Raw genomic sequence first — 25668 nt, 5'->3', positions numbered from 1 at the left:
CTTCGTCACTACCAGCTCAGGAAACGAGATCCGGTTCAGGAGTTCTTGTCGGGAACCGTGATCTCGCCAGAGATGATCTTCTGCTTGTACTCGTCGAGCTTGGACTTGATGTCGTCGACCTGGCCACCGGTGGTGGAGTAGTCGACGCCGCCGGCCTTGAGGTCGTAGGTGGCCACGCCGCTCTTGACCGCACCGTCGGCGTAGCTCTTCAGGAAGTCGAAGACCGCGACGTCGACCTTCTTCACCATCGAGGTCATGATGACGCTCTGCAGGTCGGGGGCGGCGGTCTTCGCCTGGTCGGAGTCGACGCCGATGGCCATGCCCTTGGCGGCCTTGGCGGCCTCGAACACGCCGCCGCCGGAGCCGCCCGCGGCGTGGTAGACCACGTCGGCGCCCGCGTCGAACATGCCCTGGGCGGCGGTCTTGCCCTTGGCCGGGTCGTTGAAGCCGCCGAAGTCCGGCGGCTCGCTGATGTACTTGCTGTCGATCTTGATGTCGGGCTTGACCGCCTTGGCGCCGGCCATGAAGCCCGCCTCGAACTTCGCGATCAGCGGCACCCGGACGCCACCGACGAAGCCCACGTGGTCCTTCTTGCTCTTCATCGCCGCGGCGGCGCCGACCAGGAAGGAGCCCTCGTGCTCGGCGAACATCAGGTTGGAGATGTTGGCGCCGGTCGCGTCGGCGTCGTCGACGATCGCGAACTTGGTGTCCGGGAACTCGGCGGCGACCTTCTTCAGCGGGCCGGAGTAGGCGAAGCCGATGGCGATGATCGGGTTGTAGCCACCGGTGGCGAGCAGGCGCAGCCGCTCCTCCTTGGCCGCCTCGGTCTCGCCGTTGCCGGCCTCCAGCTCCTTGGTCTCGGCGAGGCCCAGCTCGCCCTTGGCCTTGTCCAGGCCCGCGGCGGCGGCGTCGTTGAACGACTGGTCGCCGCGGCCGCCGATGTCGTAGGCCAGACCGACCTTGGCGCCCTTGCCTCCGGCGGCGGCGCTGCTGCTCCCACCGTCAGCGGGCTTGGCCGACGACGGCTCCTCGCTTCCACCACATGCGGCAGCTCCCATGAGCATGCTGCCCGCCAGTACGGCGGCGGCCAGCCTGCCGTATCGGTTCTGAAGCAAGACGGACTCCCTTCGCGAATTCGTGCACGCGCGAAGAGACGCACGGCAACCCTGCACGGAAGATAGTTGGTTGACCAGCATTGACCAAACCAGCACACGAGTCCGCAATAGGTCCGTTATGCAGCTCAGGCCGCCCTGTGACACACGGCGGCGGCCCCATCTACCTACCGGTAATGTCGGTCGGCGCACCGAACCGCCCGTCGCCCGGCGGTTTCCCGTACGGGAGCCCTCCTCCGGACGGTCCCGGCCGCCGCCCCCGGTGTAGCGCATCTCACATCGTGGACAGACCGTAGATCTTTCCGGCGGGCCGCTCCGGGAGGCGCCCGGGGAACCGTACGGAGTACGGCGTGACCGGGGGGAGGACCGCCGGCGGGACCGTCAGTTGTCGGCGTTCAGCGCCACGAGCGGCTCGCCGCTACTGGGCCGCTGCCCCTCCCACAGGGCGGTGAGCGCGGTCGCCGCGAGGAAGCGCACCCCGGCGCCGACGCAGCTCTCGTCCACGTCGAAGGTGCCCTGGTGGATGTCGGCCAGGTGCGGCGAGCCCGGGGTGCGGGTGCCGAGCCGCGCGTAGGCGCCGGGGATCGACTCGAGGTACCAGCCGAAGTCCTCGCCGCCCAGGCTCTGCTGGGTCGGCGCGGGAGCCGCGTCGCCGAGGACGCCCTGGGCGGCCTCGGTGAGCATCTGCACGCTGACCGGGTCGTTGACCACCGGCGGGACGCCCCGGATGTAGTCCATGTGCGCCTCGACGCCGTAGGCGCCGGCGACCGAGTCGAGCAGCCCCTTGATCAGGTCGGGGGCGGCGTGCCAGGCGTCCTCGTCCAGGCAGCGCACGGTGCCTTCGGCCACGCCGTCGTCGGGGATCGCGTTGGCCACCGAGCCCGCCTCGACCCGGCCCCAGACCAGGCTCAGCGACGAGCGCGGGTCGACCCGGCGCGACAGCGCGGCCGGCAGCTCGGTGAGGATCTTGGCGAGCGCGAAGACGAGGTCGGCGGTGAGGTGCGGGCGGGCGGTGTGGCCGCCGGGGCCGCTGACCCGGATGGAGACCCGGTCGCAGGCGGAGGTGATCGGCCCGGACTTGAGGCCGACCTTGCCGACGTCCAGGCGCGGGTCGCAGTGCAGGCCGAAGATGCGGTCGACGCCGCTGATGCCGCCGGAGGCCATGACCTCCAGCGCCCCGCCGGGGAGCTCCTCGGCGGGCTGGAAGATCAGCCGCACCCGGCCGGGCAGCAGCCCGGCCTCGGCCTGCTGGGCCAGGAAGAGCGAGGTGCCGAGCAGGACGGTGGTGTGCACGTCGTGGCCGCAGGCGTGGCACACGCCGGGGACCGTCGAGCTGTAGGGCACGTCCTTCTCGTCGGGAACGGGCAGCGCGTCGATGTCGGCCCGCAGCCCCACGGTGGGGCCGTCGCCGCTGCCGACCTCGCAGATCACGCCCGTGCCGCGCGGCAGCACCGAGGGGACGAGGCCGGCCGCGGTCAGGCGGTCGGCGATCCGCTGCGTGGTGCGGTACTCGGCGAAGGCGAGCTCCGGGTGCATGTGCAGGTCGCGGCGGAAGTCGATGAGCTCCTGCTCGGACCCGGCGAGAAACGTATCGAGCTCTCCCCGGAGATTACGCCCCCGCATTGTGCACCTTCCCATCCGCGTCAGCGGCTTCGAACGTCGCGGCAATCATGAACGACTGCCCCGGAATCAAGTGATCCAACCGGCAACCTGAAAACGGCCGTCGCGCCGATGGGCCGGAGTGGATGCGTGGGCCGCGCCGGCGCGAACCGAAGAACGCCGACACGGAGGAACGAGCCAGTGTGAGGCGACCGGCGTACCGACGATGACATCGACTTTATCCCTCCCACGCGGCACCTCGCCGCCATCTGGACCAAATGTTTTGACGCCCCCTGGCCTTCTCAGGCACCTTCTGACCCGTTCGAACCACGAGTGATGACCCGTATTGGCCATGCCGGTAGCCGTACCGGGGGGTGGCGGGGAGGGTGCGCGGGCGCCGGGGGCGGTCCGGAGGCGATCCCGGAGGTGACAGGGGGGCGATCCGGGGAAGCGGGGTGAGGACGATGAGGACACGGCGCCCGGCGCCGGGGACGTCCGGGGCGGGGGGTGGCCCGGATCGGCTCCCTTGAAACATCAACGAACTGGCAATTTACGTCACCTCAGGTGCCAGTGATCGAACCCGGCGGAGTGATGTCACCGGGAGAAACGCGTGCTTCACTCCGCATATGATCGCTCACATCCCGTTTGGGGAGAATCACTCCAGATTGAGCATCTTCGAACCGGATGAGGGGACCTTGGTGGTCATCCCATCGCTGTCCCTGCCCCAGGACGAGCTCCGCAGGATCACCGGCGCCCTGTGCTACGAGGAGCGGCTGCTGTTCCTGCTGCTGACACTCGGGCGGCCCTCCGTCGAGATCGTCTACGTCACCTCGACGCCCGTGGACAGCGCGATCGTGGACTACTACCTCGGCTTCCTCGACGACCCGGACGAGGCCCGCACGCGCCTGCAGATGATCAGCCTCGACGATCCGGACACCGCGCCGCTCAGCGCGGCGCTGCTGGACCGCCCCGACCTCCTCGACCGGATCCTCGACCGGACCTCCGGCCGGCCCGGCGGCGCGTGCCTGGTGCCGTTCGTGGTCAGCGAGCACGAGGAACGGCTCGCCGGGCTGCTCGGCCTGCCCGTCTACGGCCCGGCAACCTCACTGGCCCACCTGGGCTCCAAGAGCGGCGGGCGGACGCTGGCCGAGGAGGCGGGGGTGCCCACCCCCCGGGGCTTCTCCGACCTGCGGTCGCTGACCGAGGTCGAGCACGCGGCCCGAGCGCTGGCCCCCGCCGCCAAGCTGATGGTCAAGCTCAACAACAGCTACTCCGGGCTGGGGAACGCGATCGTCATCAAGGACGACCGGCCGCTCACCGCCTGCCCCACGAGCTTCTCGGCGGCAGGCGAGACCTGGACCACGTTCGCCGAGAAGATCGCCGAACGGGGCGCGGTGATCGAGGAGTTCGTCCAGGGCCGGCCGCTGCACTCCCCCAGCGCCCTGGCCATGGTCACGCCGGACGGCGGCCACGGCGTCATCGCCACGCACGAGCAGATCCTCGGCGGCCCGAACGGCGACGTCTACAAGGGCTGCGTCTTCCCGGCCCGGCCGGAGTACCGCGCCGAGGTCGCCGCCTGCGCCGAGCGGATCGCCGGGGCCCTCGCCGCCCGCGGCGTGGTCGGGCTGTTCGGCGTCGACTTCTTCGCCGTCAAGACCGACGGCGGCTACCGCACGCTGCTGTGCGAGGTCAACCTGCGCATCGGCGGCACCACGCACCCCCTGGGCGCGGCGATGCTCAGCACCGGCGCCGTCTACGACCCGGTCTCCGGCACGCTGCGGTGCGGGGACCGCGCCAAGCACTACGTGGCGACCGACAACTGCGACGCCGAGAGCCTCCGGGGCCGTACCCCCAGGGAGGTCATCAAGCTGGTGCAGGACTTCGGGCTGGGGTTCGACCGCGAGCGGCGCACCGGCAACGTGCTGCACCTCATGGGAGCGATCCCCCGGTACGGCAAGCTCGGCTTCACCAGCGTCGCCGACTCGGCGGAGGAGGCCGCCGCGCTACACCTGCGGACGCTGGAGGCCCTCCGCCGGGCCGTGTAGCCCCCGCGGGTCCGAGGAGCCGCGGGCCCTCCGCAGGCCCAGCACGCCGATCGTGCCGATGACGAGCGCGAGGAGGACGTTGAAGGCCGCCAGCACGCCGTGCACCACGTAGAAGGACGTCGGGTGCCCGTCGGCGAGGTTGAAGCCAAGATTGATCCACTCGAAGATCATGAAAGCGGCGACGCCGACCAGGAATCCGGCGATCTTTCGCGACATTTGCATGGCTTCAGTATCGCGGTGCGACATTCCCCCCTGGTCAGGGCGTGGGGCGGCTTCTCCGAAACCGGGCGAAGCTACCCTGAGATCACTATGGGGATGAGACATGCCGCGCCCGCGGGGGCGCTGATCGCGGCGACCGCCCTCCTCGGCGTTCCCGCCCACGCGGAGGCCGCCGCGCCGGCCGCGCCCGCCCACGCCGGTGACGGGCCCGCCGCGGCCGCCCACGCGAGCAGCGGACCGGTCGCGCCCGCACGCACGGGCGACGCGCCGGCCACGGCCCCCGGCGCGGGAAACGCGTCCGGCGCGCCCGCCCGCGCGGAGAACGGGCCGGTCGGCGGCGCCGAGCTCGGCAGGCACGGCGTCATCGCGCCCCTCGGGACGAAGGCCCCGCCCAAGACGGCCGCCCGGTCCTACGTGATCGCCGACGCCGACACCGGCGAGGTGCTCGCGGCCAAGGACCCCCACGGCCGGTTCCTCCCGGCGAGCACGCTCAAGACCCTGACCGCGCTCACCCTCATCCCGAAGATCGACAAGAAGCTGAAGATCAAGCCGAGCCGGAACGCGGTGGACCAGGAGGGCAGCGCCGTCGGCCTGGTCACGAAGCCGCTCTACACCGCCGAGGACCTGTTCAAGGCGCTGATGCTGGTCTCGGGCAACGACTGCGCGATGGCGCTGGCCGAGGCGAACGGCGGACTGGACAAGACCCTCCGGGAGATGAACGCCGAGGCCCGGCGCCTGCAGGCGTACGACACGGTGGCCAAGACGCCCAGCGGGCTGGACAAGCCGGGCCAGAGCAGCTCGGCCTACGACCTGGCGCTGATCGCCCGCGCCGGGCTGGCCGACCGGGACTTCCGGCGCTACGTCAGCCTGAGGACCGACAAATTCCCCGCGCCCAAGGGCTACTACGAGATCGGCAACCACAACAGGCTGCTCGGACGCTACCCGGGCATGATCGGCGTCAAGAACGGCTGGACGACCAAGGCCCTGGGCAGCTTCGTCGGCGCGGCCCGCCGCGACGGCCACACGATCATCGTGTCGATCATGCGGCACGAGGGCTACTTCTGGGACGACGTCGCCAAGCTGCTCGACTGGGGCTTCTCCGCCCGCGGCAGGGTCACGCCCGTCGGACGGCTCGTGGACCCGGTCCCCGAGCCCGCCCCGACCCCGGTCCTCCCGGCCGCGCCGCAGGTGCGCGCGAGCGCCACCCCGGCCGCCGCCGTCCGCGAGCCCGCGGGCGGCCCCTCCCCCGTCGTCTGGTACGCGCTGGGCGCCGTCCTGCTCGGCGGCACGACCTGGCTGGTGTACGGCCTGCGCCGGCGGCGCCGGGCGGGCTGAGGACCGTTCACGGGCCGGGCGGACCCCCGGCCCGTCAGGACCGGTCCCGCGGGCCCTCGCCGGTCCGGTCGCCGTCGGGCCGGTCGTCGCCCGGCTCCACGACGTCCCGCCGGTCGTCCCCCGGCGTGCTCCCGCCGGGCAGTGCGCCGGGCGGGAGCACGCCGGGCGGGACGGGCGTGGGCTCGGGCGGCGGGCCGAACGTGGCGGTCTCCGTCCACGCCGCCGCGAAGAGGATCACCCTGGACGACAGGTTGATCCACACCAGCAGCCCCACCATCACCGCGAACACCCCGTAGATGGGATTCTCCAGCGTGCGGGACAGGATGAACGTGGCGAGCTGCTTGAGCAGGCCGAAACCGATCGCGCCCAGCAGCGCGCCGCGCAGCAGCGCCTTCCCCGGCTGCCGGGAGCGGCCCACCCAGCGCAGGATGATCAGGAAGAGGACGACGTCGGCCCCCAGGCTGACCGCCAGGCCCGCGAGCCGGATCGCCGTCCAGCCGACCGGCGAGTCTCCCAGCCCCAGCCATCCGGCCACCGTGCCGCCCGCCTGGGTGGCGAAGCCGCCGACCAGCACCGAGGTGATCGCGGTGACGCCGATCAACGCGAAGGCGGCCAGGTCGCGGAGCTTGGCCAGCAGGAAGTTCAGCGGCGGCTCGGTGGTCATGAAGACCTCGCGGAGCGCGCCGCGCAGCGCGTCGATCGCGCCGAGCCCGGCGTAGAGCAGGCCGACGAGGCCGATGATCCCGGCGCTGGCCCGCGAGTCGGCGATCTGCTTGATCGGGAGTCTCGACGACAGGCCGGGCAGGTAGGCGTTGATGGCCTTCTCCAGGGCCTCCGTGGCGTTGACGTCCACCGCCAGGAAATAGCCGAAGACCGCGAAGGCCAGCGCGATGATCGGGAAGAACGACAGGAACGCGAAGTAGGTCACCGCCCCGGCCAGCCGGTCGCCGGACTGCACCTGGTACCGCTGCACGCTCCGGATGAGGTGGTCGAACCACGGCCACCTGATCCGGTTGTCCTCGATGGCGTCCCGGCCCCGCTCGCGGGCCTTCCGGATCCGCTCCTGCACGCTCGTCACGCGGTCCTCCTACCCCGATCACCGCCGTGCAGCGCGTGGGACGCACGCCGTACGGCGGCCGGGTGCGGGAAGGCCGGGGTCCGGGAGGCCGGAGGACGGGCGGGTCAGGGTGTGGGCAGGAAGCCGACGCGGTCGCGGACCCTCGCCATCGTCTCGGCGGCCACCGCGCGGGCGCGCGCGGCGCCGGCGGCGAGCATCCGGTCGAGCTCGGCCTCGTCGGCGAGCAGCTTCTCGGTCCGCTCCCGGATCGGCGTGAAGGTCTCCGCGACGGCCTCGGCGACGTCCTTCTTGAATGTGCCGTAGCCCTGCCCGGCGTACCGGGCCTCCAGTTCGGGGATCGGCGTGCCGGTCAGCGCGGACTGGATCCGCAGCAGGTTGGTGACGCCGGGCTTGTTCTCCTCGTCGGCGACGACCTCCGAGCCGGTGTCGGTGACCGCCCGCATGATCTTCTTGCGGAGCGCGGAGGGCTGCTCCAGCAGGTCGAGGATGCCGGCGGGCGAGGAGGACGACTTGGACATCTTGGCCGTGGGGTCCTGGAGGTCCGTGATCTTCTCGACGCCCTTGACGATGTGCGCCGCGGGCATCGTGAACGTCTCGCCGAAGCGGTGGTTGAAGCGCTGCGCGAGGTCGCGGGTGAGCTCCAGGTGCTGCTTCTGGTCGGCCCCGACCGGGACCTGGTCGGCCTGGTAGAGCAGGATGTCGGCGGCCTGCAGGATCGGGTAGGTGAACAGGCCGACCCCTGCCGAGCTCTCGCCGTGCCGGGCCGACTTGTCCTTGAACTGGGTCATCCGGGCGGCCTCGCCCATGCCGGTGAGGCAGATCAGCACCCAGGCCAGCTCGGTGTGCTCGCGGACGTGGCTCTGGACGAAGACGGTCGAGCGCTCGGGGTCCAGGCCGGCGGCGAAGAGCTGGGCGGCGGCGACGCGGGAGCGCCTGCGCAGGACCTCCGGCTGGTGCTCCACCGTGATCGCGTGCAGGTCGACGACGCAGTAGAAGGCGTCGTAGCCCTCCTGCATGGCGACGTACTGCCGCACCGCACCCAGGTAGTTGCCCAGGTGGAAGGAGTCGGCGGTGGGCTGGATACCGGACAGGACACGAGGACTGGCCATGGCATGCAATTCTGTCAGCTGTCAGGAGTGGTCGGTGCCTCCGCGGCCCCCGCCCGCCCGGCGGCCCCCGCCGGCTCCCCGGGTTCCATCGGGTCGGCGGGGTCCGACGGCTCCGCGGGCACGAGGCGGCGCTTGACGCGGACCCGCGAGACCCTGCGGCCGTCCATGCCGGTGACCGACAGCTCGAACCCGGGGATCTCCACCCGCTCCCCCATCGCCGGCAGGTGGCCCAGGGTCGCCATGACGAACCCGCCGAGGGTCTCGTAGGGGCCGTCCGGCAGGCGGATCCCGGTCTCGGAGGCCACCACGTCGAGGTTGGCCAGGCCGTCCAGCTCGACCTCCCCGGCAGGCAGCACGACCGGCTTGTCCTCCAGGTCGTGCTCGTCGCGGATGTCGCCGATGAGCTCCTCGACCAGGTCCTCCATCGTGACGATGCCGGCGGTCCCGCCGTACTCGTCGACCACGATGGCCAGGTGGTGGCCCTCGCGGCGCATCTCCGACAGGGTGGCCATCAGCCGCTTGGTGGTGGGCACCAGCTTGACCGGGCGGATCGGCACCAGCTCGCTGATCGGCTCGATCGACCCGGTCAGCACCGGGTCGAGCAGGTCGCGGATGTGCACGAACCCCACGACGTCGTCGTAGGAGTCGCGGTAGACGGGGAAGCGGGAGTGCGGCATGGCGGCGGCCAGGACGGCGGCCTCGGCCAGCCGGGTGTCGGCCGACATGAACTCCACCTCGGTGCGGGGCAGCATCACCTCGCGGAGCTGCCGCTTCCCGGCGGCGAAGACCTCCGCGATCAGGTGGCGCTCGTCGGCGGTGAGCTCCTGGTGGCCGACCACCATGTCGCGCAGTTCCTCGGTGGTGATCGCCTCCCGGTCCTCCTCGGGGTTGCCGCCGAGCAGCTTGACCACGCCGTCGCTGGACTTCGACAGCGCCCAGATGACCGGCCGCGACAGCGCGGCCATCCGGTCCAGGAACGGCGCGACCAGCAGAGAGATGCCCTCGGCGCGCTGCAGGGCGATCCGTTTGGGCGCGAGCTCGCCCAGCACCAGGGAGACGTAGGAGATGGCGAGCGTGACCAGCACCAGGGACAGCGGGGCGGCGAGGGTCGAGGGCACCCCCCAGCCGGCCACGGCCGGGACCAGGTCCCGGGCGAGGGTGTCGGCGCCGAAGGCCGCCGACAGCATGGTCGCCACGGTCACGCCGATCTGCACGGCCGACAGGAAGCGGTTGGGGTCGCGGGCCAGTTTCGCCGCCCGCGCCCCCCTGCGCCCCTGGGAGTCGAGCCTGCGCACCTGGCTCTCCCGGAGGGAGACCATGGCCATCTCGGCGGCCGCGAAGAAGCCGCCGATCAGTATGAAGAGCAGCACCAGGGCGATGTTCGCCACGACGCCGTTCACGAGTACGTCTCCGTCATGGCCGTCGCCCGTTCCGACTGTGCCCGATATTTGATGTGCCAGCATATGCTGGCATCAGGTGTACAAAAGTAAACAAGTGTAAACACCACCAAACAGGAGGGTCTGTGAAGCTGCTGGTCACCGGGGGGGCCGGGTACATCGGGAGCGTCGTGGCGGCTCAGCTCGTCGAGGCGGGCCACCAGGTCACCGTTCTCGACGACCTCTCCACGGGTCACGCCGACGCGGTGCCCGCGGGCGCGCGCTTCGTCGAGGGTTCGATCACCGACGCGGCGGACGCGCTGGCGGGAATGGACGGCGTGCTGCACTTCGCGGCCAGGTCCCTGGTGGGCGAGTCGGTGCGCGAGCCCGCCCTCTACTGGAACCACAACCTCGGCGGCACCCTGGCCCTGCTGGACGCGATGCGCACCGCCGGGGTCGGCCGGATCGTCTTCTCCTCCACCGCCGCCGTGTACGGCGAGCCCGAGCGCTCCCCGATCGAGGAGGGCGACCCGACCCGGCCCACGAACCCCTACGGCGCCTCCAAGCTCGCGGTGGACACCGCGCTGACCGCGTTCGCCCGGATGTACGGCCTGGCCGCGGTCAGCCTGCGTTACTTCAACGTGGGCGGCGCCCACACCGCCCGCGACGGTCGCTCCTACCGCGAGCGGCACACCGTGGAGACCCACCTGATCCCTAACGTTCTCGCCGTCGCGCTCGGCGGACGCGAGTCGGTCGACGTGTTCGGCACGGACTACCCCACCGCCGACGGGACATGCGTGCGCGACTACATCCACGTGGCCGACCTCGCGCGGGCGCACCTGCTGGCGCTGGACGCCTGCGCGCCGGGCGAGCACAAGGTCTACAACCTGGGCAGCGGCTCCGGCTTCTCGGTGCGGGAGGTCGTCGAGGTCTGCCGCGAGGTCACCGGGCACGCGATCCCGGCGGTCGTCCGCGAGCGCCGGGCCGGGGACCCCGCGGTGCTGGTCGCCTCCTCCGCGAGGATCCGGCACGAACTGGGCTGGAAGCCGGAGCGCACCACCCTCCGCGAGATCGTCGCCGACGCCTGGGCCGTCCTGCCCCGCTGACGCCCCCGTACGGCGGGCGGCCTCCGGCCTCGCGGAGCGATCCGTACGGCGGGCCGGGCGCGCCCGCCGTACGGACGTCGGCCCCGTGCGGCGGGCGGCGCACGGACGGTGAGCGGCGAGCGTCCGGCGGGCGGTGCGCGTCCGGCGGGCGGCCGGCGCCGCGGGCCGTCCGGCGCTCCCCGGCACGGGACCTAGCGGAGGTCGATGCGGGCGATGTTGTTGCCGGGACGGCGGTCGCCCACGTGCGGCGAGTAGACCGTCGCCCTGGCCCGCGACGCGTGCCCGGCGGCGCGCAGGGCGAGCCTCAGCCCCACCCGGCCGCCCGAGCCGACCGCGCCCAGCCGGCAGCCGACGTGCCCCTCGGAGGGGTGGCAGCGCGCGCCCCGCACCGACAGCAGGCGGGCCGCGCCGGTGTCGAAGAAGACCGTGGCGTCGCGGACCGGCCCGGGCCCCAGGTTGCGGACCACGGCTCCCACGGCGACCCGCCGCCCGGCCCGCCGCTCACCCGACAACCGCACCGCGAGGTCGGCCCCCTCGTCCACCGGGGTGACCGCCCGGGCGACGTTGTCGGCCTCGTTGGCGTCCACGACCTCCGAGGAGAGCGTCGCGGTGGCCGTCAGCGGGCCGCCTGCGCCGGGCCGGACCAGTCCGCTGACGGTCACGCCGCCGGTCTCGCCGACCAGGACGTCGCGCTGGGAGGGGCAGACCACCTCCCGGGCCGTGATCCCGGGCCGGCACTCGGCCACGTCGACGCGCAGGACGTCCACCCCCCGGGGCAGGCGCACGGTCAGCAGGGGCAGCACCGCGTCCTCGGGGCCGTTGTTGCGCACCTCGGCCCGGTAGACCAGGATCTGGCCGGGCTGCGCCGGCTTGGGCGACGACACCAGCCGGACGGACAGGTCCGCCCCGATCGTCTTCCCCTCCTGGCGGGACGGCTCCTGACGGGACAGCGACGGCGCCATTCCCCACGTCCCCAGCAGGGCAAGACCGACGAATCCCGCGACGACCCCCGCCGTACCACGCGCCATGACCACCGATCCCCCGAACATCAATGATCATTTAACGCCGGTGTGCCCTCATCCCGTGGGAATGACACGCCGCTGGAACGGATTTCGGCACGTCACGGGCCTGATCCGGCACGGAACCGCCGTGCCGCCGCGGCCACGGGAAGACCCAAGGCATCGGGGAGACCGGGAACGCCGGAAAGGCCCGGGAACGCGGAAGGGACCCCGGATGACCGGGGCCCCCTTCACGGGTTTCGCCGGGCACTCACCCGGCGAGGCGGTCGCGCGGCTCTCAGATGAGGCCGAGCTTGCGGACTGCGTCGCGCTCCTCCTCCAGCTCGCGCACCGAGGCGTCGATGCGCTCGCGGGAGAAGGCGTCGATCTCCAGGCCCTGGATGATCTCCCACCGGCCGCCGCGCGAGGCGACCGGGAAGGAGGAGATGAGGCCCTCGGGCACGCCGTACGAGCCGTCGGAGACGATCGCGGCGGAGGTCCACTCGGTGCCGTTGACCCAGTCGTACACGTGGTCGATCGCCGCGTTGGCGGCCGAGGCGGCGGAGGAGGCGCCCCGGGCCTCGATGATCGCCGCACCGCGCTTGGCGACGGTCGGGATGAACGTGTCACGCAGCCACGACTCGTCCACCTGCTCGGCGGCGATCTTGCCGCCGACCTCGGTGTGGAACAGGTCGGGGTACTGGGTGGCGGAGTGGTTGCCCCAGATGGTCATCTTCTTGATGTCGGCGACCGGGACCCCGAGCTTGGCGGCGAGCTGCGACAGCGCGCGGTTGTGGTCGAGGCGGGTCATCGCGGTGAAGCGCTCCGCCGGGACGTCCGGGGCGTGCTGCTGGGCGATGAGCGCGTTGGTGTTGGCCGGGTTGCCCACCACCAGCACCCGGATGTCGCCGGCGGCGTGGTCGTTGATCGCCTTGCCCTGCGGGCCGAAGATGCCGCCGTTGGCCTCCAGCAGGTCGCCGCGCTCCATGCCCGCCTTGCGCGGCATGGCGCCGACCAGCAGCGCGACGTTGGCGCCGTCGAACGCGACGTTCGGGTCGTCGGTGATCTCGATGCCGCTCAGCAGCGGGAACGCGCAGTCGTCGAGCTCCATAGCGGTGCCCTCGGCTGCCTTGACCGCCTGCGGGATCTCCAGCAGGCTCAGCTTCACCGGGACGTCTGCGCCCAGCAACTGGCCCGACGCGATGCGGAAAAGCAGCGCGTAGCCGATCTGACCGGCGGCGCCGGTGACGGTGACCTTTACGGGAGTCTGGGCCATGACCTTCCCCCACTCGAGGATGAACTGTGACGCTCGGATGTTACCCGTCGGGTGTTCCCGGCCCTGAGGCACCCGTCCGGATACGGTTCCCGGCCGGTGGACGACCCGCCGGGGAACGGCCCGGACGGGGATCAGCGGCAGTCGGCCATGGCGGGGACGCGGTGCTCCCGGGTGGGGAACCTCACCCGGGAGAGGTGCCGGTCCAGCAGCTTGCGGATCGTGCCGTTGCCGTACAGATCGGCGACCACTCCCCGTACGGCCTCGCAGGTGCGCTCGTCGCCCTTGCGGAGGGCCACGGCGTAGCGCTCGTCGGTGAGCCGCAGGCCGAGCACCCGGTAGCGGACGCCCTCCCGGGCGGCGAACCCGGCCAGTATCAGGTCGTCGCCCGCGATCCCGTCGACCTTTCCGGCGGCGAGCATGTTCACGCACTCGGTGTAGTTCTGGGCGGGGACGACCGTGAGCCGGCCCGCCTCCTTCCGCACCCGGTCGGCCGCGGCGCCGTCGGGCCCGCACAGCCGCCCGTCCTCCAGACCGGCCGCGGAGGTGATCGGGGATGAGTCCTTGACCAGGACGTCCGTGTGGGCGACGTAGTAGGGCCCGGCGAACGTGACGCCGGCACCCGGGGTGATCGGGTAGGTCGAGATGACGAGGTCGAGGTCGCCGGAGGCCAGCAGGGCCGGCCGTTCCTGCCGGCTCGTGGCCCGGAACGCGATGTTCTCCCGGGGCACCCCGAGCGCCCTGGCGATCTCGACGGCGAGGTCCACCTCGAAACCGCTCCACCTGCCGCCGCTGTTCAGCGCGATGCCCGGCAGGTAGTCGCGCAGCCCCACGGAGAGCCTGTGGGTCCGGGCCGCCTTGTCGGCCACCGAGGCGAACTTCGCCGGCGACGGGGACGACGAGGGCGAGTGCCCGGTCCAGAGGGCGGCCCAGGGACGCCAGCCCGCGGCGGTCGCGGCGACCGCGCCGCCGCCCAGCAGGACGACCAGGACGAGGACGGCGACGACGGCTCTGCGCCGCCCGGACGGCCGCCCCGGCCCTCCGGAGCCCGGAACCGCGGCACCGGCTCCGGGACGGGCGCCGAGGCCGGAGCCTGAACCGGGACTGATCCCGGGACCGGGGCCGGGGCCGGTCCCGGGTCCAGAACTCGGGCCCGGGACCGGTACGGCGCCGCGGCCGGGACCGGCGAGCCCCGGGCCGGACTCGGGAGACGGGCCCGTGGCGGGGCCGGTGGGACCGGGGCCGGGCGCGGAGGACGGGCCCGTGGCGGGGCCGGACGGGAGGGTGGCCCGCCGGCCCGGCGGCACGGACGTGGACCCCCTGGGCACGGCGGACGGTATGGGGGTGACCCCCGGCGTGGGCATCCGCATGGGCCTGGTGGACTCGTCGGAGCCGGAACCCGGGCCGGAGCCCGGCCCGGAGGCCGTACCCGCTCCCGAGGCCGTGCCCGGCCCGGAGGCGGTGCCGTGCGCCGGGGCGGGATCGGAGCCGGAGGCCGGGCCGCTCGCCGTACCCGGGCCGCTCGCCGTACCCGGTCCGGAGGCCGGGCCGCCGGGCGAGCCGGAGGCCGGGCCGCCGTCCGTGCCCGTGGCGGGGGACGGACCGGTCCCCGTGCCCGGGACCGGGACCGGGACCGGGACCGGGATCGGGCCGGAGACCGGGTCGGCGGCCCGTACGCCGCTGCTGAGCAGGGCCGGGGAGACGTCCGCGGACTCCGGGCGGCCGAGAAGACGCAGCAGGATCTGGTCCGCCGAGGGGCGCTCGGACGGCGACTTGGCCAGCGCCGAGCGGACCACCCCGCGCAGCGGCTCCGGCATGGCGGTGACGTCCACCTCGTGGTTCAGGATGCGGTTGAGCACCATGGCGAGCGACTTCCCGGCGAAGGCCGTCTCGCCGGTCGCGGCGAACGCGATCGTCGCCCCCCAGGAGAACACGTCGCTGTGCGGGCCGACGTCGTCGCCGGAGATCTGCTCGGGCGCCATGTAGGCGGGGGTGCCGATGGCCCGGCTGGTGATCGTGCCGGTGGAGTCGAGGATGCGGGCGATGCCGAAGTCGACCACGCGCGGCCCGTCGGCGGCCAGCAGCACGTTGTCCGGCTTGAAGTCGCGGTGCACGATCGACGCCTGGTGGATCGCGGTGAGCGCGGTGGCCGTCCCGACCGCCAGCCGCTGCAGCGCGGTGCCGCGCAGCGGGCCGTCGTTCTCCACGGTCTCCCGCAGCGACCTGCCCTCGATGTACTCGCTCGCGATGTAGGGGGTGTCGCCCTCGACGTCGACCTCGATCACGGCGGCCGTGCAGAACGAGGAGACCCGCCGCGCGGCGCGCGCCTCCCGGGCGAACCGGGACCGCGCGATCGCGTCGCCGGAGAACTTCACGTGCAGGAGCTTGATCGCCGCCCGTTCCCCCGACTCGCTCTCGCCGAGGTAGACGATCCCCTGGCCGCCCTCGCCGACGCGGCCGACGACACGGAACCGACCGAGCCGTCGAGGCTCCCAGGCCTCCAGTGGCGCGATCTCCGGCATGCCGTCCCCATGATTTCGTGAATGCCCGACCCGCTGAACTTTACGGTGTCCCGAGCCTCTCCCGAAGTGACCTTGACTTCCCGCCGTCCCGCCGGGCGCGGACCCCGCCGTCTTCCCGGCGCGGACCCCGCCGTCCCGCCCCTCACGGGCCCCGCCGTCCCTCTCCTCACGGGCCCCGCCGTCCCGCCCCCCAGCGGGTTCCGGACGGGGGTGTGGGCATGACCACTCGTCCGTTGATCGCCATATCGCCCCGAGATGGCGCAGAAACCGCTTAGATCGCTACCGTTGACCGTCCCCTCAGGCAAGGCCGGAGCAGAAAACCCCATGCGCCGATATATCGGTTATCGTGACTTCGTCGAGCGTGCCCAGCGTTCCCTGGTCGGCACGGCACTCCTCCTGACCGGCAGTCACGAGCAGGCCATCCGCCTGGCCCTGTGGTCCTTCCGCACCGTGGGCCTGGCCTGGCCGCCCACGCCGTGGGAGAACCCCGCCACGCACGCCCACGTCACCCTCTACCGCCGCTTCCTCCGCAAGCCGAGCGCGGCGGGCAACACCGCCCTGGTACGGCTCCCGCCCCGGCAGCGCGTCCTGGTCGTCGCCTGCCTGCACGACGGCCGCTCCCACGCCGAGATGGCGGACCTCCTCGGCCTGCCCGTGGAGACCGTGGAGAAGGAGCTCGACGAGGCGGTGGACACCCTGACCAAGGGTGACGTGCCGCGCCTCACCAAGCGGCTGGCCACGCAGGCGGGTGAGGCGTCGGTCCCCGACCTCAGCACGCGGGCCCTGCGCACCCTGCGGCGCCGCCGCAACCGCGGCGTCCTCCTGGCCGCGGCCGCGGTCCTGGTCCCGCTCTGCATGATCGCCGCCTTCGTCCTGCTGCCGCCGGGGATGGCGTGGACCTCCTCGCTGCGCGACCGTCCCGTCCCGGAGACCGGACAGAGCGCGGCGGCCACGCCCACTCCGCGCACCATGCGGGCGGCCCCCGCCACCCCGCAGCCGGGCCCGGAGCCGTGGAAGCCGCCGCGCACGCCCCTCGCGATCCGCTACGCCGTCCCCGCGAAGTGCCCCGGCGACGCCGTGCCGGCGGGCGGCGCGGGCGAGGTCACCTGCGCCGGCTGGACGCTCAGGCTGTCCGGCGACGCCGACCGCTCGACGCTCGCGTCCGCCTCGTGCGCGCGGCCCGGCCGCTGCGAGTCCACGCTGCGCGTCGGGGACGCGGCGCAGCGACTGGCGGGAGGCGGCGAGAAGGGCCTGCGGGTGGAGCCGGCCGTGAGCCCGGACGGTCACCGCGTGGCCTACCTCAGTGCCGCCGAGCGCAGGTACGTCGCCCATGACCTGCGGACCGGGGTCAGGCGGTATCTGTCCCCGGTGCTGGCTCCCTCCGAGGTCGCGGCGGGCACCCGGGTGAGCGTCTCGGCGGACGGCCGCCGGTTCACCGTGGAGCTGGGCGGGCGGCGGCTGCGGACCGACTTCGCGACCGGGAGGACCACGTCCCGGCCGGACGGGCGTCGGGCGGCCTCCGTCCAGACCGCCGGGTGGCTCCGGCAGAACTACCGCGCCTGGTGCGACTCCCCCGACGGCCGGCACTCGGCGGCGGTCAAGGGCGCCGGGGACCTGCACATCATCGACGCCGGGTCGCGGCAGGTGGTCAGGCGCCTTCCGCTGCCCGTCGCGAAGCGTCCGTCCGAGCCCGGGGTCGTCGGCTGGCTGGGCACCCGGGAGGTCGTCGTCAGGCTGAAGGAGAAGGACGGCGGCCGGACGGCCTTCTACCGGGTGGACACCGTCACCGGTCAGGCCCGGCCGGTGGAGGGCCTCCCCGACGGGGAGCCCATCGTGTTCGGCGCCCTGACGGCCCCCTGAGCCCCTCCACACGGGCCTGGAAACGCGAGAAGGGCCGGGGGTACGCGAGAAGGGCCGGAAGCCGCGGACGGACCACGGGAGACGCGAGAAGGGCCGCCCCCGCGGGGACGGCCCTCTCCGTGTCGTTCCGCGCCCCTCCGCGTTCGGGAAGGGACCGGGACGGGTCACGCGGGTCCTTCGGACGGCTTCAGACGGCCATCTTCTTCTTGAGGTTCTCGTCCAGGGCCGCCAGGAAGTCCTGGGTGGTCAGCCACTGGGCGTCGCCGCCGACGAGGAGGGCGAGGTCCTTGGTCATCTGGCCGCCCTCGACGGTCTCGACGCAGACCTGCTCCAGCTTCTCGGCGAACTCGATGACCGCGGGGGTGTTGTCGAGCTTGCCGCGGTGGGCCAGGCCCCGGGTCCACGCGAAGATCGAGGCGATCGGGTTCGTGGAGGTGGGCTTGCCCTGCTGGTGCTGGCGGTAGTGGCGGGTCACGGTGCCGTGGGCCGCCTCGGCCTCGACGGTGCGGCCGTCGGGGGTCATCAGCACCGACGTCATCAGGCCCAGCGAGCCGAAGCCCTGCGCGACGGTGTCGGACTGGACGTCGCCGTCGTAGTTCTTGCAGGCCCAGACGTAGCCGCCCTCCCACTTGAGCGCCGACGCGACCATGTCGTCGATCAGGCGGTGCTCGTAGGTCAGGCCGGCGGCCTCGAAGTCGGCCTTGAACTCGCTCTCGAAGACCTCGGCGAAGATGTCCTTGAAGCGGCCGTCGTAGGCCTTCATGATGGTGTTCTTCGTCGACAGGTAGACCGGGTAGTTGCGGGTCAGGCCGTACCGCATGGAGGCGCGGGCGAAGTCGCGGATCGACTCGTCCAGGTTGTACATCGCCATCGCGACGCCGGGACCGGGGAAGTCGTAGACGTCCAGCTCGATCGGCGCCGAGCCGTCCTTCGGCGTGTAGGTGAGGGTCAGCGTGCCCTCGCCCGGGATCTTCAGGTCGGTGGCGCGGTACTGGTCGCCGAACGCGTGACGGCCGACGACGATCGGCTTGGTCCAGCCGGGGACGAGCCTCGGCACGTTGGACATGATGATGGGCTCGCGGAAGATGACGCCGCCGAGGATGTTGCGGATGGTCCCGTTCGGGGACTTCCACATCTTCTTCAGGCCGAACTCCTCGACCCGGGCCTCGTCCGGCGTGATGGTGGCGCACTTGACGCCGACGCCGTACTGCTTGATCGCGTTCGCCGCGTCGATCGTCACCTGGTCGTCGGTGGCGTCGCGGTGCTCGATCCCGAGGTCGTAGTACTTAAGGTCGACGTCGAGGTAGGGAAGGATCAACTGGTCCTTGATGAACTGCCAGATGATCCGGGTCATCTCGTCGCCGTCAAGCTCGACGACGGGACCCTCTACCTTGATCTTGGGCATGCGTGTGGTTCCCCTTCTGAACTGATCACGGGCCAGAAGTCCTTTTGAGGCTCACTGGCCGTTGAGGCTATCGGACGGGCGGGAACGTCCCGCGCTCCGCCCGTCGCTCCGGCATCGCCGCTTTCGTGCTCATCGCGAGGTGAGCTCCGTCCAGGCGAGTGCGACGGCGCCGCCCATCAGGGCGGCGCCGAAGACGGCGAGGGTCAGGGCGTCGGTCGCCCTGCGGCGTACGGCCAGGATGCCGCCACCGCCCGAGAGCCGGATGAGGGCGGCCAGCACCATGATCATGCCGAGTGCGAACCCGCCCCACCGGGGGTCGCCGACCACGGCCGTGGACGCCACGGCCAGGACGGCGCCCAGCAGGACGAGCGGGTAGGCCCCCCATCGCTCCTGCCGCGGTCTGCTTCGGCTCATCGCTCGCCCCCGTGGCCGCGGCCCCGTCCGGGGGCGGCCGGTTCGTTCTTCGTCACGTCCGTCCGGCTCATCGCTCGCCTATCGGCTTCCACTTCCGGTCGCGCTCGCCGATGTACTCGCTGTCGGGGCGGATGAGGCGGTTGTCGGAGTGCTGCTCGATGACGTGCGCCGTCCATCCCGACATGCGGCTGATCGAGAAGACCGGGGTGAACAGGTCGGTCGGTATGCCAAGGTAGTGGTAGACGGTCGCGGCGTAGAAATCGACGTTGGGGTAGAGGCCCTTCGTCTCGAAGACGACCTCCTCCATCTCCTTCGACATGCGGTGGAGGGTGTCGTCGCCGGAGGCCTCCGCCAGTTCCCGCGACATCCGGCGCAGGTGCGTGGCGCGGGGGTCCTCGGTCTTGTAAACCCGGTGCCCGAATCCCATGATCTTCTCGCCCGCGGCCAGCTTCTCCCGTACGGCCCGCGCGACCCCGGACGGGTCCATGGCCTGGAGGGTGCGCATGACCTGCTCGTTGGCGCCGCCGTGCAGCGGGCCCTTGAGGGTGCCGATGGCCGCGACGACGGCCGAGTGCATGTCCGACAGGGTCGCGGCGCAGACGCGGGCGGCGAACGTCGAGGCGTTCATCGTGTGGTCGGCGTGCAGCACCAGGCAGGCGTCGAAGATCTCCACCGCGCGCCGGTCGGGGATGCGGCCGGTGATCTGCAGCAGGAAGCCGGCCGCGATCCCGAGCTCGGGGTCGGGCCCGGGGAGGTCGGCGCCCGTCCTCGCCGCGTGGTAGCGGGCCACCAGCACCGGCTGCCGGGCGGTCAGCCGGGCCGCCTTGCGCAGGTCGGCCTCGGCGGCGTTGGAGTCCTTGTCGGGGTCGTCCGCGCCGGTCAGCGAGACCAGCGTGCGCAGCGCCTCCATCGGCGACTGGCTCCCGGCGACCCGCGGGAGGCACGACTCGGCCAGCTCGCCCAGGTCCCGCCCTCCGGCGAGCTCCGCCCCGTAGGCCGCGAGCCCCCCGGCGTCGGGGAGCCCGCCGTACTGCAGCAGATGGGCGGTCTCTTCGAAGGTGGCCCGGCCGGCCAGGTCGTGGATGTCGTAGCCCCGGTAGAAGAGGCGACCGGCCTGACCGTCGATGTCACTGATCGCCGTGGAGGCGGCCACGACATCGGCGAGGCCTTTGGTGGGCTTGTCCGCCATAAGTGTTTCCTCCGCTTATCTTGTACGGAGTCTACCTGTGAGCAGGGGAAACCCTCCCCGCCGGGTAAAACTAATTTCAGAACCGATTCTCCTTCTGGCAAAGGAGATTCCCCATCACCTCGTCTGGGTAAGCCGACGCTGTAGGAATAGTTACGGCGGGCTACCTGGGGAGGAACTGCCGTGGAGGGGCCGTTCATACGCATCGAGGACACAGGCGAGGTGGTCCCGTTGCGCCCCGAGATCACGACCATCGGTCGTGGCCGGGGAGTCGACATCCGGCTCACCGATCCGAGTGTTTCTCGGCTGCACGCGGAATTCGTCCGGCGCGGACCCTACCTGTACGTCGTTGATCTGGGCCTGTCCCGCAACGGCACGCGGGTGAACGGCAGGCCGATCGCCCGGAGGGTCCTGGACGACGGTGACGTCGTCTCGTTCGGCGCCGCGCGGGGCCGGATCGGCGGGGTCCCGCGTGAGGACTTCGTCCCGGAGGTCGAGCTCCGCAGGGCCGCGGCACCGGAGCTGACCAGGCGGGAGGTCGACGTGCTGACGTCGCTGTGCCGCCCGGCGCTCTCCGACGAGGCGTTCGTCGCGCCGGCCACCGCGCGGGAGATCGCCGACGACCTGGTGGTGACGGAGGCGGCGGTCAAGCAGCACCTCCTGCGTCTCTACCAGAAGTTCCGCATCCCGGAGGGGACCAACCGGCGCACCAGGCTGGCCAACGAGGTCGTCGCCCTGGGGCTGGTCAGGCCCACCCCCGTGGTGCCGCCCCAGCGCTCGGGCGGTGCGGCGGAGACGCAGGCGGCGGGCACGTCCGGCGGGCGCCGGGCGTCCTGAGCCCGGCCCGGGGCGATCCGGCTCAGCCCGCGGCGGCCTGCTTCTCGGCCGCCTCGACCACGTTGCTGAGCAGCAGGGCCCGGGTCATCGGCCCCACCCCGCCGGGGTTGGGGGTGAGGAAGCCCGCGACGTCGGCGACGCCGGGGTCGACGTCACCGGCGATCCTCCCCTCGACGCGGGAGACGCCGACGTCGAGCACGGCGGCGCCGGGCTTGACCATGTCGGCGGTGATCAGGTGCGGTACGCCCGCCGCGGCGACGACGATGTCGGCGCGCCGGGTGTGCGCCGCCAGATCCTGGGTGCCGGTGTGGCAGAGGGTGACGGTGGCGTTCTCCGTACGGCGGGTCAGCAGCAGGCCGAGCGAGCGGCCCACGGTGATTCCGCGGCCGACCACCACGACCTCGGCGCCCTTGGTCGGCACGCCGTACTCCTGCAGGAGCAGGACGATGCCGTGCGGGGTGCACGGCAGCGGCGCGTCCACCGTGTGGACCAGCCGGCCGAGGTTGATCGGGTGCAGGCCGTCGGCGTCCTTCGCCGGGTCCATCCGCTCGATCAACGCCATGGTGTCGAGGTGGCGCGGCAGCGGGAGCTGGACGATGTAACCGGTGCACTCGGGGGAGGCGTTGAGCTCGTCGACGACGGCCTCGACCTCGGCCTGCGCGGCGGTCGCCGGGAGATCCCGGCGGATGGAGGCGATGCCGACCTCGGCACAGTCACGGTGTTTGCCCGCGACGTAGATCTGGCTGCCCGGGTCGTCGCCGACGAGGACCGTGCCGAGACCGGGGACGACGCCCCGCTCCCGCAGCGCGGCCACCCGCCGCGCGAGGTCCGCCTTGATCTTCGCCGCCGTGGCCTTGCCGTCCATAATCCGCGCGCTCATGGGCCCCATCCTTCCACGGGGCCGCCCACGGCCCGCTCCCGCCATGGGACCGCGGGCCGCGCGCTCCCGCCTCAGGTGAGGTCGTCGGCCGCGCGCTCCCGGCGCTCGATGATCCGGCGGGTGAAGGGGATGATCTCCACGATCTTCGCCCCCAGGTAGGCGGCGCCGACGGCGACGATCAGCAGGAGCCAGGGGCTCTGCCAGAGTCCGCTCATGATCACAAAAGCGTTCAGGACGACGGCAAGCAGCGACATGAGCGATCTCCACGCGCAGACGACACGAATCGCTTCACACTATCCGCGCCCTAAACATGTTTTGGCCAAAGATTTCTGTCCTGTTGGCCACTTCATTGTCTCCCGTACACGGCCGTCCCAGACGCGACGCCCGCCGGGGACACCGCCGAAGCGCCCCGTGAGCACCGCATGAGCACTTGTGCGCCCGCCGCACGGCCCTCGGACGCGGGCCGTACGGCGGGCGGAGGCGTCAGTGGAAGAAGTGCCGGGTCCCGGTGAAGTAGAGGGTGATCCCGGCGGCCTCGGCCGCGGCGATCACCTCGTCGTCCCTGACCGACCCGCCGGGCTCCACGACCGCCCGCACCCCGGCCCCGGTGAGCACCTCCAGGCCGTCCGCGAACGGGAAGAACGCGTCGGAGGCCGCCACCGAGCCGCGGGCCCGATCGCCGGCCCGGGTGACGGCGAGCCGCGCCGAGTCCACCCGGTTGACCTGGCCCATGCCCACACCGACGCTGGCGCCGCCGGAGGCGAGCAGGATCGCGTTGGACTTCACCGCGCGGCACGCCTTCCAGGCGAAGGCCAGATCGGCGAGGACCTCCGGGGAGGCCGCGGGACCGGCCTTCAGCTCCCAGGCGGAGGGGTCGTCGCCGGAGGCGTCCACCCGGTCGGCGGTCTGCACCAGCAGGCCGCCGTCGATCCGCCGGAACTCCGTACGGTTGCCCGGTCCCTTCGGGCAGGTGAGCAGCCGGATGTTCTTCTTGCGGGTGAGCGTCTCCAGCGCCCCGGCGCTGAACGACGGCGCGACCACGACCTCGGTGAACACCTCGGCGATCTGCCCGGCCAGCTCCTCGGTGACCTCGCCGTTGACCGCGATCACGCCGCCGAAGGCGGAGACCGGGTCGCAGGCGTTGGCCCTGCGGTGCGCCTCGGCGACGTCGGCGCCGACCGCGATGCCGCAGGGGTTCTGGTGCTTGATGATCGCCACGGCGGGCTCGGCGAAGTCCCAGGCGGCCCGCCAGGCGGCGTCGGCGTCGAGGTAGTTGTTGTAGGACATCTCCTTGCCGTGCAGCTGCTCGGCATTGGCCAGGCCGTCCCGCTCGCCGGAGTAGAGGGCCGCGCCCTGGTGCGGGTTCTCGCCGTAGCGCAGCGGCGTCCGAAGCTTCCAGGCGGCGCCCAGGTAGCGCGGCCAGGCGCCCTCCTCCGCCGCGTAGACGCCGGAGAACCAGGAGGCGACCGCGGTGTCGTAGGAGGCCGTGTGGGCGTAGGCCGCCGCGGCGAGGCGGCGGCGCTCGGTCACGGTGAAGCCCCCCTCGGCCACCGCTGCGAGCACGTCACCGTAGGCGTCGGGATCGACCACGACCGCGACGGTGCCGTGGTTCTTGGCCGCGGCGCGGATCATCGCGGGGCCGCCGATGTCGATCTGCTCCACGCACTCGGCGTCGGACGCGCCGGAGGCCACCGTCTCCTGGAAGGGGTAGAGGTTGACCACCACCAGCTGGAACGGCTCGATCTCCAGCTCCTCCAGCTGCTTGACGTGCGCCGGGTTGCCGCCGTCTGCCAGCAGGCCCGCGTGCACGCGCGGGTGGAGGGTCTTGACGCGGCCGTCGAGGCACTCGGGGAAGCCGGTCAGCGTCTCGACCGGGGTGACGGGAACGCCGAACGAGGCGATCCTCGCGGCGGTGCCGCCGGTGGAGACGATCTCCACCCCCGCGGCGTCGAGGCCCCGGGCCAGCTCCTCCAGCCCGCTCTTGTCGTACACGGCGATCAACGCGCGCCGGATGGCGATGCGGCTCACTTCCTGGTCCTCCTGATCGGTTCCGGTCATGTCCGGGGCGCCCGGCTCATGTGCCGGGTCGTCCTCCAACGGCGCGCCCGGCTCACCGGCCGGAGCGTCCGAAGCGAAAGGTCCTGCCGGTGACGGTCCAGCCCTCGCGGGCCATCCGGCCGACGACGCCGACGAGCAGGCCGCGCTCGACGGTCTTGATGCGCTCGTGCAGGGCCGCCTCGTCGTCGCCGTCCAGCACGGGCACGGCCTCCTGGGCGATGATCGGCCCGGTGTCGACGCCGGCGTCGGCGAGCATCACGGTGCAGCCGGTGACCCGCACGCCGTACGCCAGGGCGTCGCGGACGCCGTGCGCGCCTGGGAACGCCGGCAGCAGGGCGGGGTGGGTGTTGAGCACGGGGAAGGCGGAGAGCGTCGGCGCGCCGAGGATCTTCATGAACCCCGCGCAGACCACGAGGTCCGGACGGTGCGCGGCGATCCGGGCGGCGAGGGCGCGGTCCCAGTCGTCGCGCGCGGGGTGGTCGGCCAGTCTCTCGACGAAGACCGGGACGCCCGCCCGCTCCGCGCGGGCCAGACCCTCGATCCCGTCGCGGTCGGCTCCCACCGCGACGATTTCGGCACCGTACGCCGGATCGGCCGCGGCGTCCAGAAGGGACTGTAGGTTGGTTCCAGAACCGGACACGAGAACCACGAGCCGAACGGCCTGGGATGACACCGACAAACTCCATTCGGACGGGGATTCACGCCGCTGCAAGGGTATCTGCCTGTCCGCAACCGCTACACAAGGAGGTCAGGTGACGACACCGGTCAAGACGCGTCCTGAGGAGGGGGCGGGACGGCGGGCGCTCTGGCTCGCGGTCGCCGCGGCGGTCCTGACGGTTCTGCTCCCCCCCGCGGGAATCGTCATGTCGGCCATCGCCCTCGTGGTCTCGGTCCGCGCGATCCGGACCCTCCGGTCGGCGACCAGGCCCACGGGCTCCGGCGTGGTCGCGGTGGTCGTGTCGGCCCTGGCGCTGGTGCTGGCGATGGCGCTGGCGGCCACGCAGTTCTACTTCCGCGACGAGCTGGCCGCCTACACCGACTGCCGCACGGGCGCGGGCACCGTCGCCGCGCAGGACGAGTGCCAGCAGCGCCTGGAGCGGGCGATGGAGAAGAAGCTCCCGTTCGTCCGGCCCGGCGAGCTCCACCTGCCGATCGCCCCCTGACCCCGCCGCCGGTCCCGCCGGTACGGCCTCGCGGGTCGTCCGGCGGGCCGCGCGCCGTCCCACCGGTCCGCCGATCCACGACGCCGTCTCCGT

Annotated in this window: 22 protein-coding genes; 6 read left to right on the top strand and 16 right to left on the bottom strand. The window is 72.4% G+C overall.

The window, feature by feature from the left end; translation table 11 throughout:
- Window positions 1-35: 35 nt before the first annotated feature.
- Window positions 36-1115, bottom strand: a complete 1080-nt coding sequence (locus ACZ6W9_RS00860) for a BMP family lipoprotein (RefSeq protein WP_389958315.1) — start codon at window positions 1113-1115, stop codon at window positions 36-38.
- 378 nt (window positions 1116-1493) lie between these two features.
- Complete coding sequence (locus ACZ6W9_RS00855; protein WP_362945209.1) at window positions 1494-2735, bottom strand: amidohydrolase; 1242 nt, start codon at window positions 2733-2735, stop codon at window positions 1494-1496.
- A gap of 674 nt (window positions 2736-3409) precedes the next feature.
- Here ACZ6W9_RS00855 and ACZ6W9_RS00850 point away from each other — a divergent pair.
- The gene (locus tag ACZ6W9_RS00850) at window positions 3410-4756 is read left to right on the top strand and encodes a peptide ligase PGM1-related protein (protein ID WP_470116608.1); all 1347 of its coding nucleotides are present in this window, start codon (window positions 3410-3412) and stop codon (window positions 4754-4756) included.
- On the opposite strand, the gene ACZ6W9_RS00845 is transcribed toward ACZ6W9_RS00850, so the two are convergent.
- Window positions 4715-4978, bottom strand: a complete 264-nt coding sequence (locus ACZ6W9_RS00845; protein ID WP_389958312.1) for an SCO4848 family membrane protein — start codon at window positions 4976-4978, stop codon at window positions 4715-4717. The two genes, ACZ6W9_RS00850 and ACZ6W9_RS00845, sit on opposite strands and share 42 nt — an antisense overlap.
- Window positions 4979-5065: 87 nt before the next feature.
- Between ACZ6W9_RS00845 and ACZ6W9_RS00840 the strand changes: the two genes are divergently transcribed.
- Window positions 5066-6310, top strand: coding sequence for a D-alanyl-D-alanine carboxypeptidase family protein (locus ACZ6W9_RS00840; RefSeq protein WP_470116493.1), 1245 nt, complete (start codon window positions 5066-5068; stop codon window positions 6308-6310).
- Between the two features lie 34 nt (window positions 6311-6344).
- Here the strand turns inward: ACZ6W9_RS00840 and ACZ6W9_RS00835 are convergent, their stop codons facing one another.
- The 3 genes from ACZ6W9_RS00835 to ACZ6W9_RS00825 all read right to left on the bottom strand — a co-directional run bounded on the left by ACZ6W9_RS00835 (window position 6345) and on the right by ACZ6W9_RS00825 (window position 9897).
- Window positions 6345-7388, bottom strand: a complete 1044-nt coding sequence (locus ACZ6W9_RS00835; RefSeq protein ID WP_470116492.1) for a YihY/virulence factor BrkB family protein — start codon at window positions 7386-7388, stop codon at window positions 6345-6347.
- 104 nt (window positions 7389-7492) lie between these two features.
- Window positions 7493-8497, bottom strand: a complete 1005-nt coding sequence (trpS, locus tag ACZ6W9_RS00830; protein ID WP_389958303.1) for a tryptophan--tRNA ligase — start codon at window positions 8495-8497, stop codon at window positions 7493-7495.
- Between the two features lie 14 nt (window positions 8498-8511).
- Window positions 8512-9897, bottom strand: a complete 1386-nt coding sequence (locus ACZ6W9_RS00825) for a hemolysin family protein (protein ID WP_389958300.1) — start codon at window positions 9895-9897, stop codon at window positions 8512-8514.
- Between the two features lie 122 nt (window positions 9898-10019).
- On the opposite strand from ACZ6W9_RS00825, the gene galE reads away from it, so the two are divergent.
- A complete protein-coding gene (gene galE / locus ACZ6W9_RS00820) occupies window positions 10020-10979 on the top strand; it encodes a UDP-glucose 4-epimerase GalE (protein ID WP_470116491.1) in 960 nt (319 codons plus the stop codon).
- Between the two features lie 191 nt (window positions 10980-11170).
- Here the strand turns inward: galE and ACZ6W9_RS00815 are convergent, their stop codons facing one another.
- The 3 genes from ACZ6W9_RS00815 to ACZ6W9_RS00805 form a co-directional block, all read right to left on the bottom strand.
- Window positions 11171-12028 carry a hypothetical protein gene (locus ACZ6W9_RS00815; RefSeq protein ID WP_470116490.1) on the bottom strand — a complete coding sequence of 286 codons (858 nt, stop codon included), beginning with the start codon at window positions 12026-12028 and terminating at the stop codon, window positions 11171-11173.
- A gap of 247 nt (window positions 12029-12275) precedes the next feature.
- Window positions 12276-13253 (bottom strand): malate dehydrogenase, encoded by a 978-nt coding sequence (locus tag ACZ6W9_RS00810; RefSeq protein ID WP_362945193.1) that lies wholly within the window; start codon window positions 13251-13253, stop codon window positions 12276-12278.
- Window positions 13254-13384: 131 nt separating this feature from the next.
- Window positions 13385-15772 (bottom strand): serine/threonine-protein kinase, encoded by a 2388-nt coding sequence (locus tag ACZ6W9_RS00805; RefSeq protein ID WP_470116489.1) that lies wholly within the window; start codon window positions 15770-15772, stop codon window positions 13385-13387.
- Between the two features lie 324 nt (window positions 15773-16096).
- Between ACZ6W9_RS00805 and ACZ6W9_RS00800 the strand changes: the two genes are divergently transcribed.
- On the top strand, window positions 16097-17632 hold the full coding sequence (locus ACZ6W9_RS00800; RefSeq protein ID WP_470116488.1) for a sigma factor-like helix-turn-helix DNA-binding protein: 1536 nt from the start codon (window positions 16097-16099) through the stop codon (window positions 17630-17632).
- Window positions 17633-17819: 187 nt separating this feature from the next.
- Here the strand turns inward: ACZ6W9_RS00800 and ACZ6W9_RS00795 are convergent, their stop codons facing one another.
- From ACZ6W9_RS00795 to ACZ6W9_RS00785, 3 genes are all read right to left on the bottom strand, one after another.
- Window positions 17820-19037, bottom strand: coding sequence for an NADP-dependent isocitrate dehydrogenase (locus tag ACZ6W9_RS00795; RefSeq protein WP_389958286.1), 1218 nt, complete (start codon window positions 19035-19037; stop codon window positions 17820-17822).
- Between the two features lie 129 nt (window positions 19038-19166).
- On the bottom strand, window positions 19167-19451 hold the full coding sequence (locus ACZ6W9_RS00790; protein WP_389958283.1) for a DUF3017 domain-containing protein: 285 nt from the start codon (window positions 19449-19451) through the stop codon (window positions 19167-19169).
- A gap of 67 nt (window positions 19452-19518) precedes the next feature.
- Window positions 19519-20640 carry a citrate/2-methylcitrate synthase gene (locus ACZ6W9_RS00785; protein ID WP_470116487.1) on the bottom strand — a complete coding sequence of 374 codons (1122 nt, stop codon included), beginning with the start codon at window positions 20638-20640 and terminating at the stop codon, window positions 19519-19521.
- Between the two features lie 180 nt (window positions 20641-20820).
- Between ACZ6W9_RS00785 and ACZ6W9_RS00780 the strand changes: the two genes are divergently transcribed.
- Window positions 20821-21474 (top strand): FHA domain-containing protein, encoded by a 654-nt coding sequence (locus tag ACZ6W9_RS00780; RefSeq protein WP_362945181.1) that lies wholly within the window; start codon window positions 20821-20823, stop codon window positions 21472-21474.
- Between the two features lie 22 nt (window positions 21475-21496).
- Here the strand turns inward: ACZ6W9_RS00780 and ACZ6W9_RS00775 are convergent, their stop codons facing one another.
- The 4 genes from ACZ6W9_RS00775 to purN all read right to left on the bottom strand — a co-directional run bounded on the left by ACZ6W9_RS00775 (window position 21497) and on the right by purN (window position 25085).
- Complete coding sequence (locus tag ACZ6W9_RS00775; protein ID WP_389958276.1) at window positions 21497-22354, bottom strand: bifunctional methylenetetrahydrofolate dehydrogenase/methenyltetrahydrofolate cyclohydrolase; 858 nt, start codon at window positions 22352-22354, stop codon at window positions 21497-21499.
- A 71-nt stretch (window positions 22355-22425) separates the two neighbouring features.
- Window positions 22426-22608, bottom strand: a complete 183-nt coding sequence (locus ACZ6W9_RS00770; protein WP_389958274.1) for a hypothetical protein — start codon at window positions 22606-22608, stop codon at window positions 22426-22428.
- Window positions 22609-22837: 229 nt separating this feature from the next.
- Window positions 22838-24382, bottom strand: coding sequence for a bifunctional phosphoribosylaminoimidazolecarboxamide formyltransferase/IMP cyclohydrolase (purH, locus tag ACZ6W9_RS00765; protein WP_389958272.1), 1545 nt, complete (start codon window positions 24380-24382; stop codon window positions 22838-22840).
- A gap of 82 nt (window positions 24383-24464) precedes the next feature.
- The gene (gene purN, locus ACZ6W9_RS00760) at window positions 24465-25085 is read right to left on the bottom strand and encodes a phosphoribosylglycinamide formyltransferase (protein WP_362945173.1); all 621 of its coding nucleotides are present in this window, start codon (window positions 25083-25085) and stop codon (window positions 24465-24467) included.
- Window positions 25086-25164: 79 nt separating this feature from the next.
- Here purN and ACZ6W9_RS00755 point away from each other — a divergent pair, with 79 nt between their 5' ends.
- Entirely contained in the window at window positions 25165-25575 is a 411-nt protein-coding gene (locus tag ACZ6W9_RS00755; protein ID WP_389958266.1) for a hypothetical protein, read from the top strand.
- The last annotated feature ends 93 nt before the right edge of the window (window positions 25576-25668 follow it).

The organism is Streptosporangium sp. NPDC053982, from assembly GCF_055585205.1.
Note: the sequence above shows the minus strand (reverse complement) of the source record. Positions and strands in the feature narration are given on the sequence as shown.

Excerpts from the sequence above, each read along its gene's own strand:
- ACZ6W9_RS00810 (WP_362945193.1), bottom strand. The coding sequence starts at position 13,253 with ATGGCCCAGACTCCCGTAAAGGTCACCGTCACCGGCGCCGCCGGTCAG.
- ACZ6W9_RS00805 (WP_470116489.1), bottom strand. The coding sequence starts at position 15,772 with ATGCCGGAGATCGCGCCACTGGAGGCCTGGGAGCCTCGACGGCTCGGT.
- trpS (WP_389958303.1), bottom strand. The coding sequence starts at position 8,497 with ATGGCCAGTCCTCGTGTCCTGTCCGGTATCCAGCCCACCGCCGACTCC.
- ACZ6W9_RS00815 (WP_470116490.1), bottom strand. The coding sequence starts at position 12,028 with ATGTTCGGGGGATCGGTGGTCATGGCGCGTGGTACGGCGGGGGTCGTC.
- ACZ6W9_RS00855 (WP_362945209.1), bottom strand. The coding sequence starts at position 2,735 with ATGCGGGGGCGTAATCTCCGGGGAGAGCTCGATACGTTTCTCGCCGGG.
- ACZ6W9_RS00840 (WP_470116493.1), top strand. The coding sequence starts at position 5,066 with ATGGGGATGAGACATGCCGCGCCCGCGGGGGCGCTGATCGCGGCGACC.
- ACZ6W9_RS00790 (WP_389958283.1), bottom strand. The coding sequence starts at position 19,451 with ATGAGCCGAAGCAGACCGCGGCAGGAGCGATGGGGGGCCTACCCGCTC.
- ACZ6W9_RS00775 (WP_389958276.1), bottom strand. The coding sequence starts at position 22,354 with ATGAGCGCGCGGATTATGGACGGCAAGGCCACGGCGGCGAAGATCAAG.
- ACZ6W9_RS00845 (WP_389958312.1), bottom strand. The coding sequence starts at position 4,978 with ATGCAAATGTCGCGAAAGATCGCCGGATTCCTGGTCGGCGTCGCCGCT.
- ACZ6W9_RS00800 (WP_470116488.1), top strand. The coding sequence starts at position 16,097 with ATGCGCCGATATATCGGTTATCGTGACTTCGTCGAGCGTGCCCAGCGT.
- ACZ6W9_RS00785 (WP_470116487.1), bottom strand. The coding sequence starts at position 20,640 with ATGGCGGACAAGCCCACCAAAGGCCTCGCCGATGTCGTGGCCGCCTCC.
- ACZ6W9_RS00770 (WP_389958274.1), bottom strand. The coding sequence starts at position 22,608 with ATGTCGCTGCTTGCCGTCGTCCTGAACGCTTTTGTGATCATGAGCGGA.
- ACZ6W9_RS00795 (WP_389958286.1), bottom strand. The coding sequence starts at position 19,037 with ATGCCCAAGATCAAGGTAGAGGGTCCCGTCGTCGAGCTTGACGGCGAC.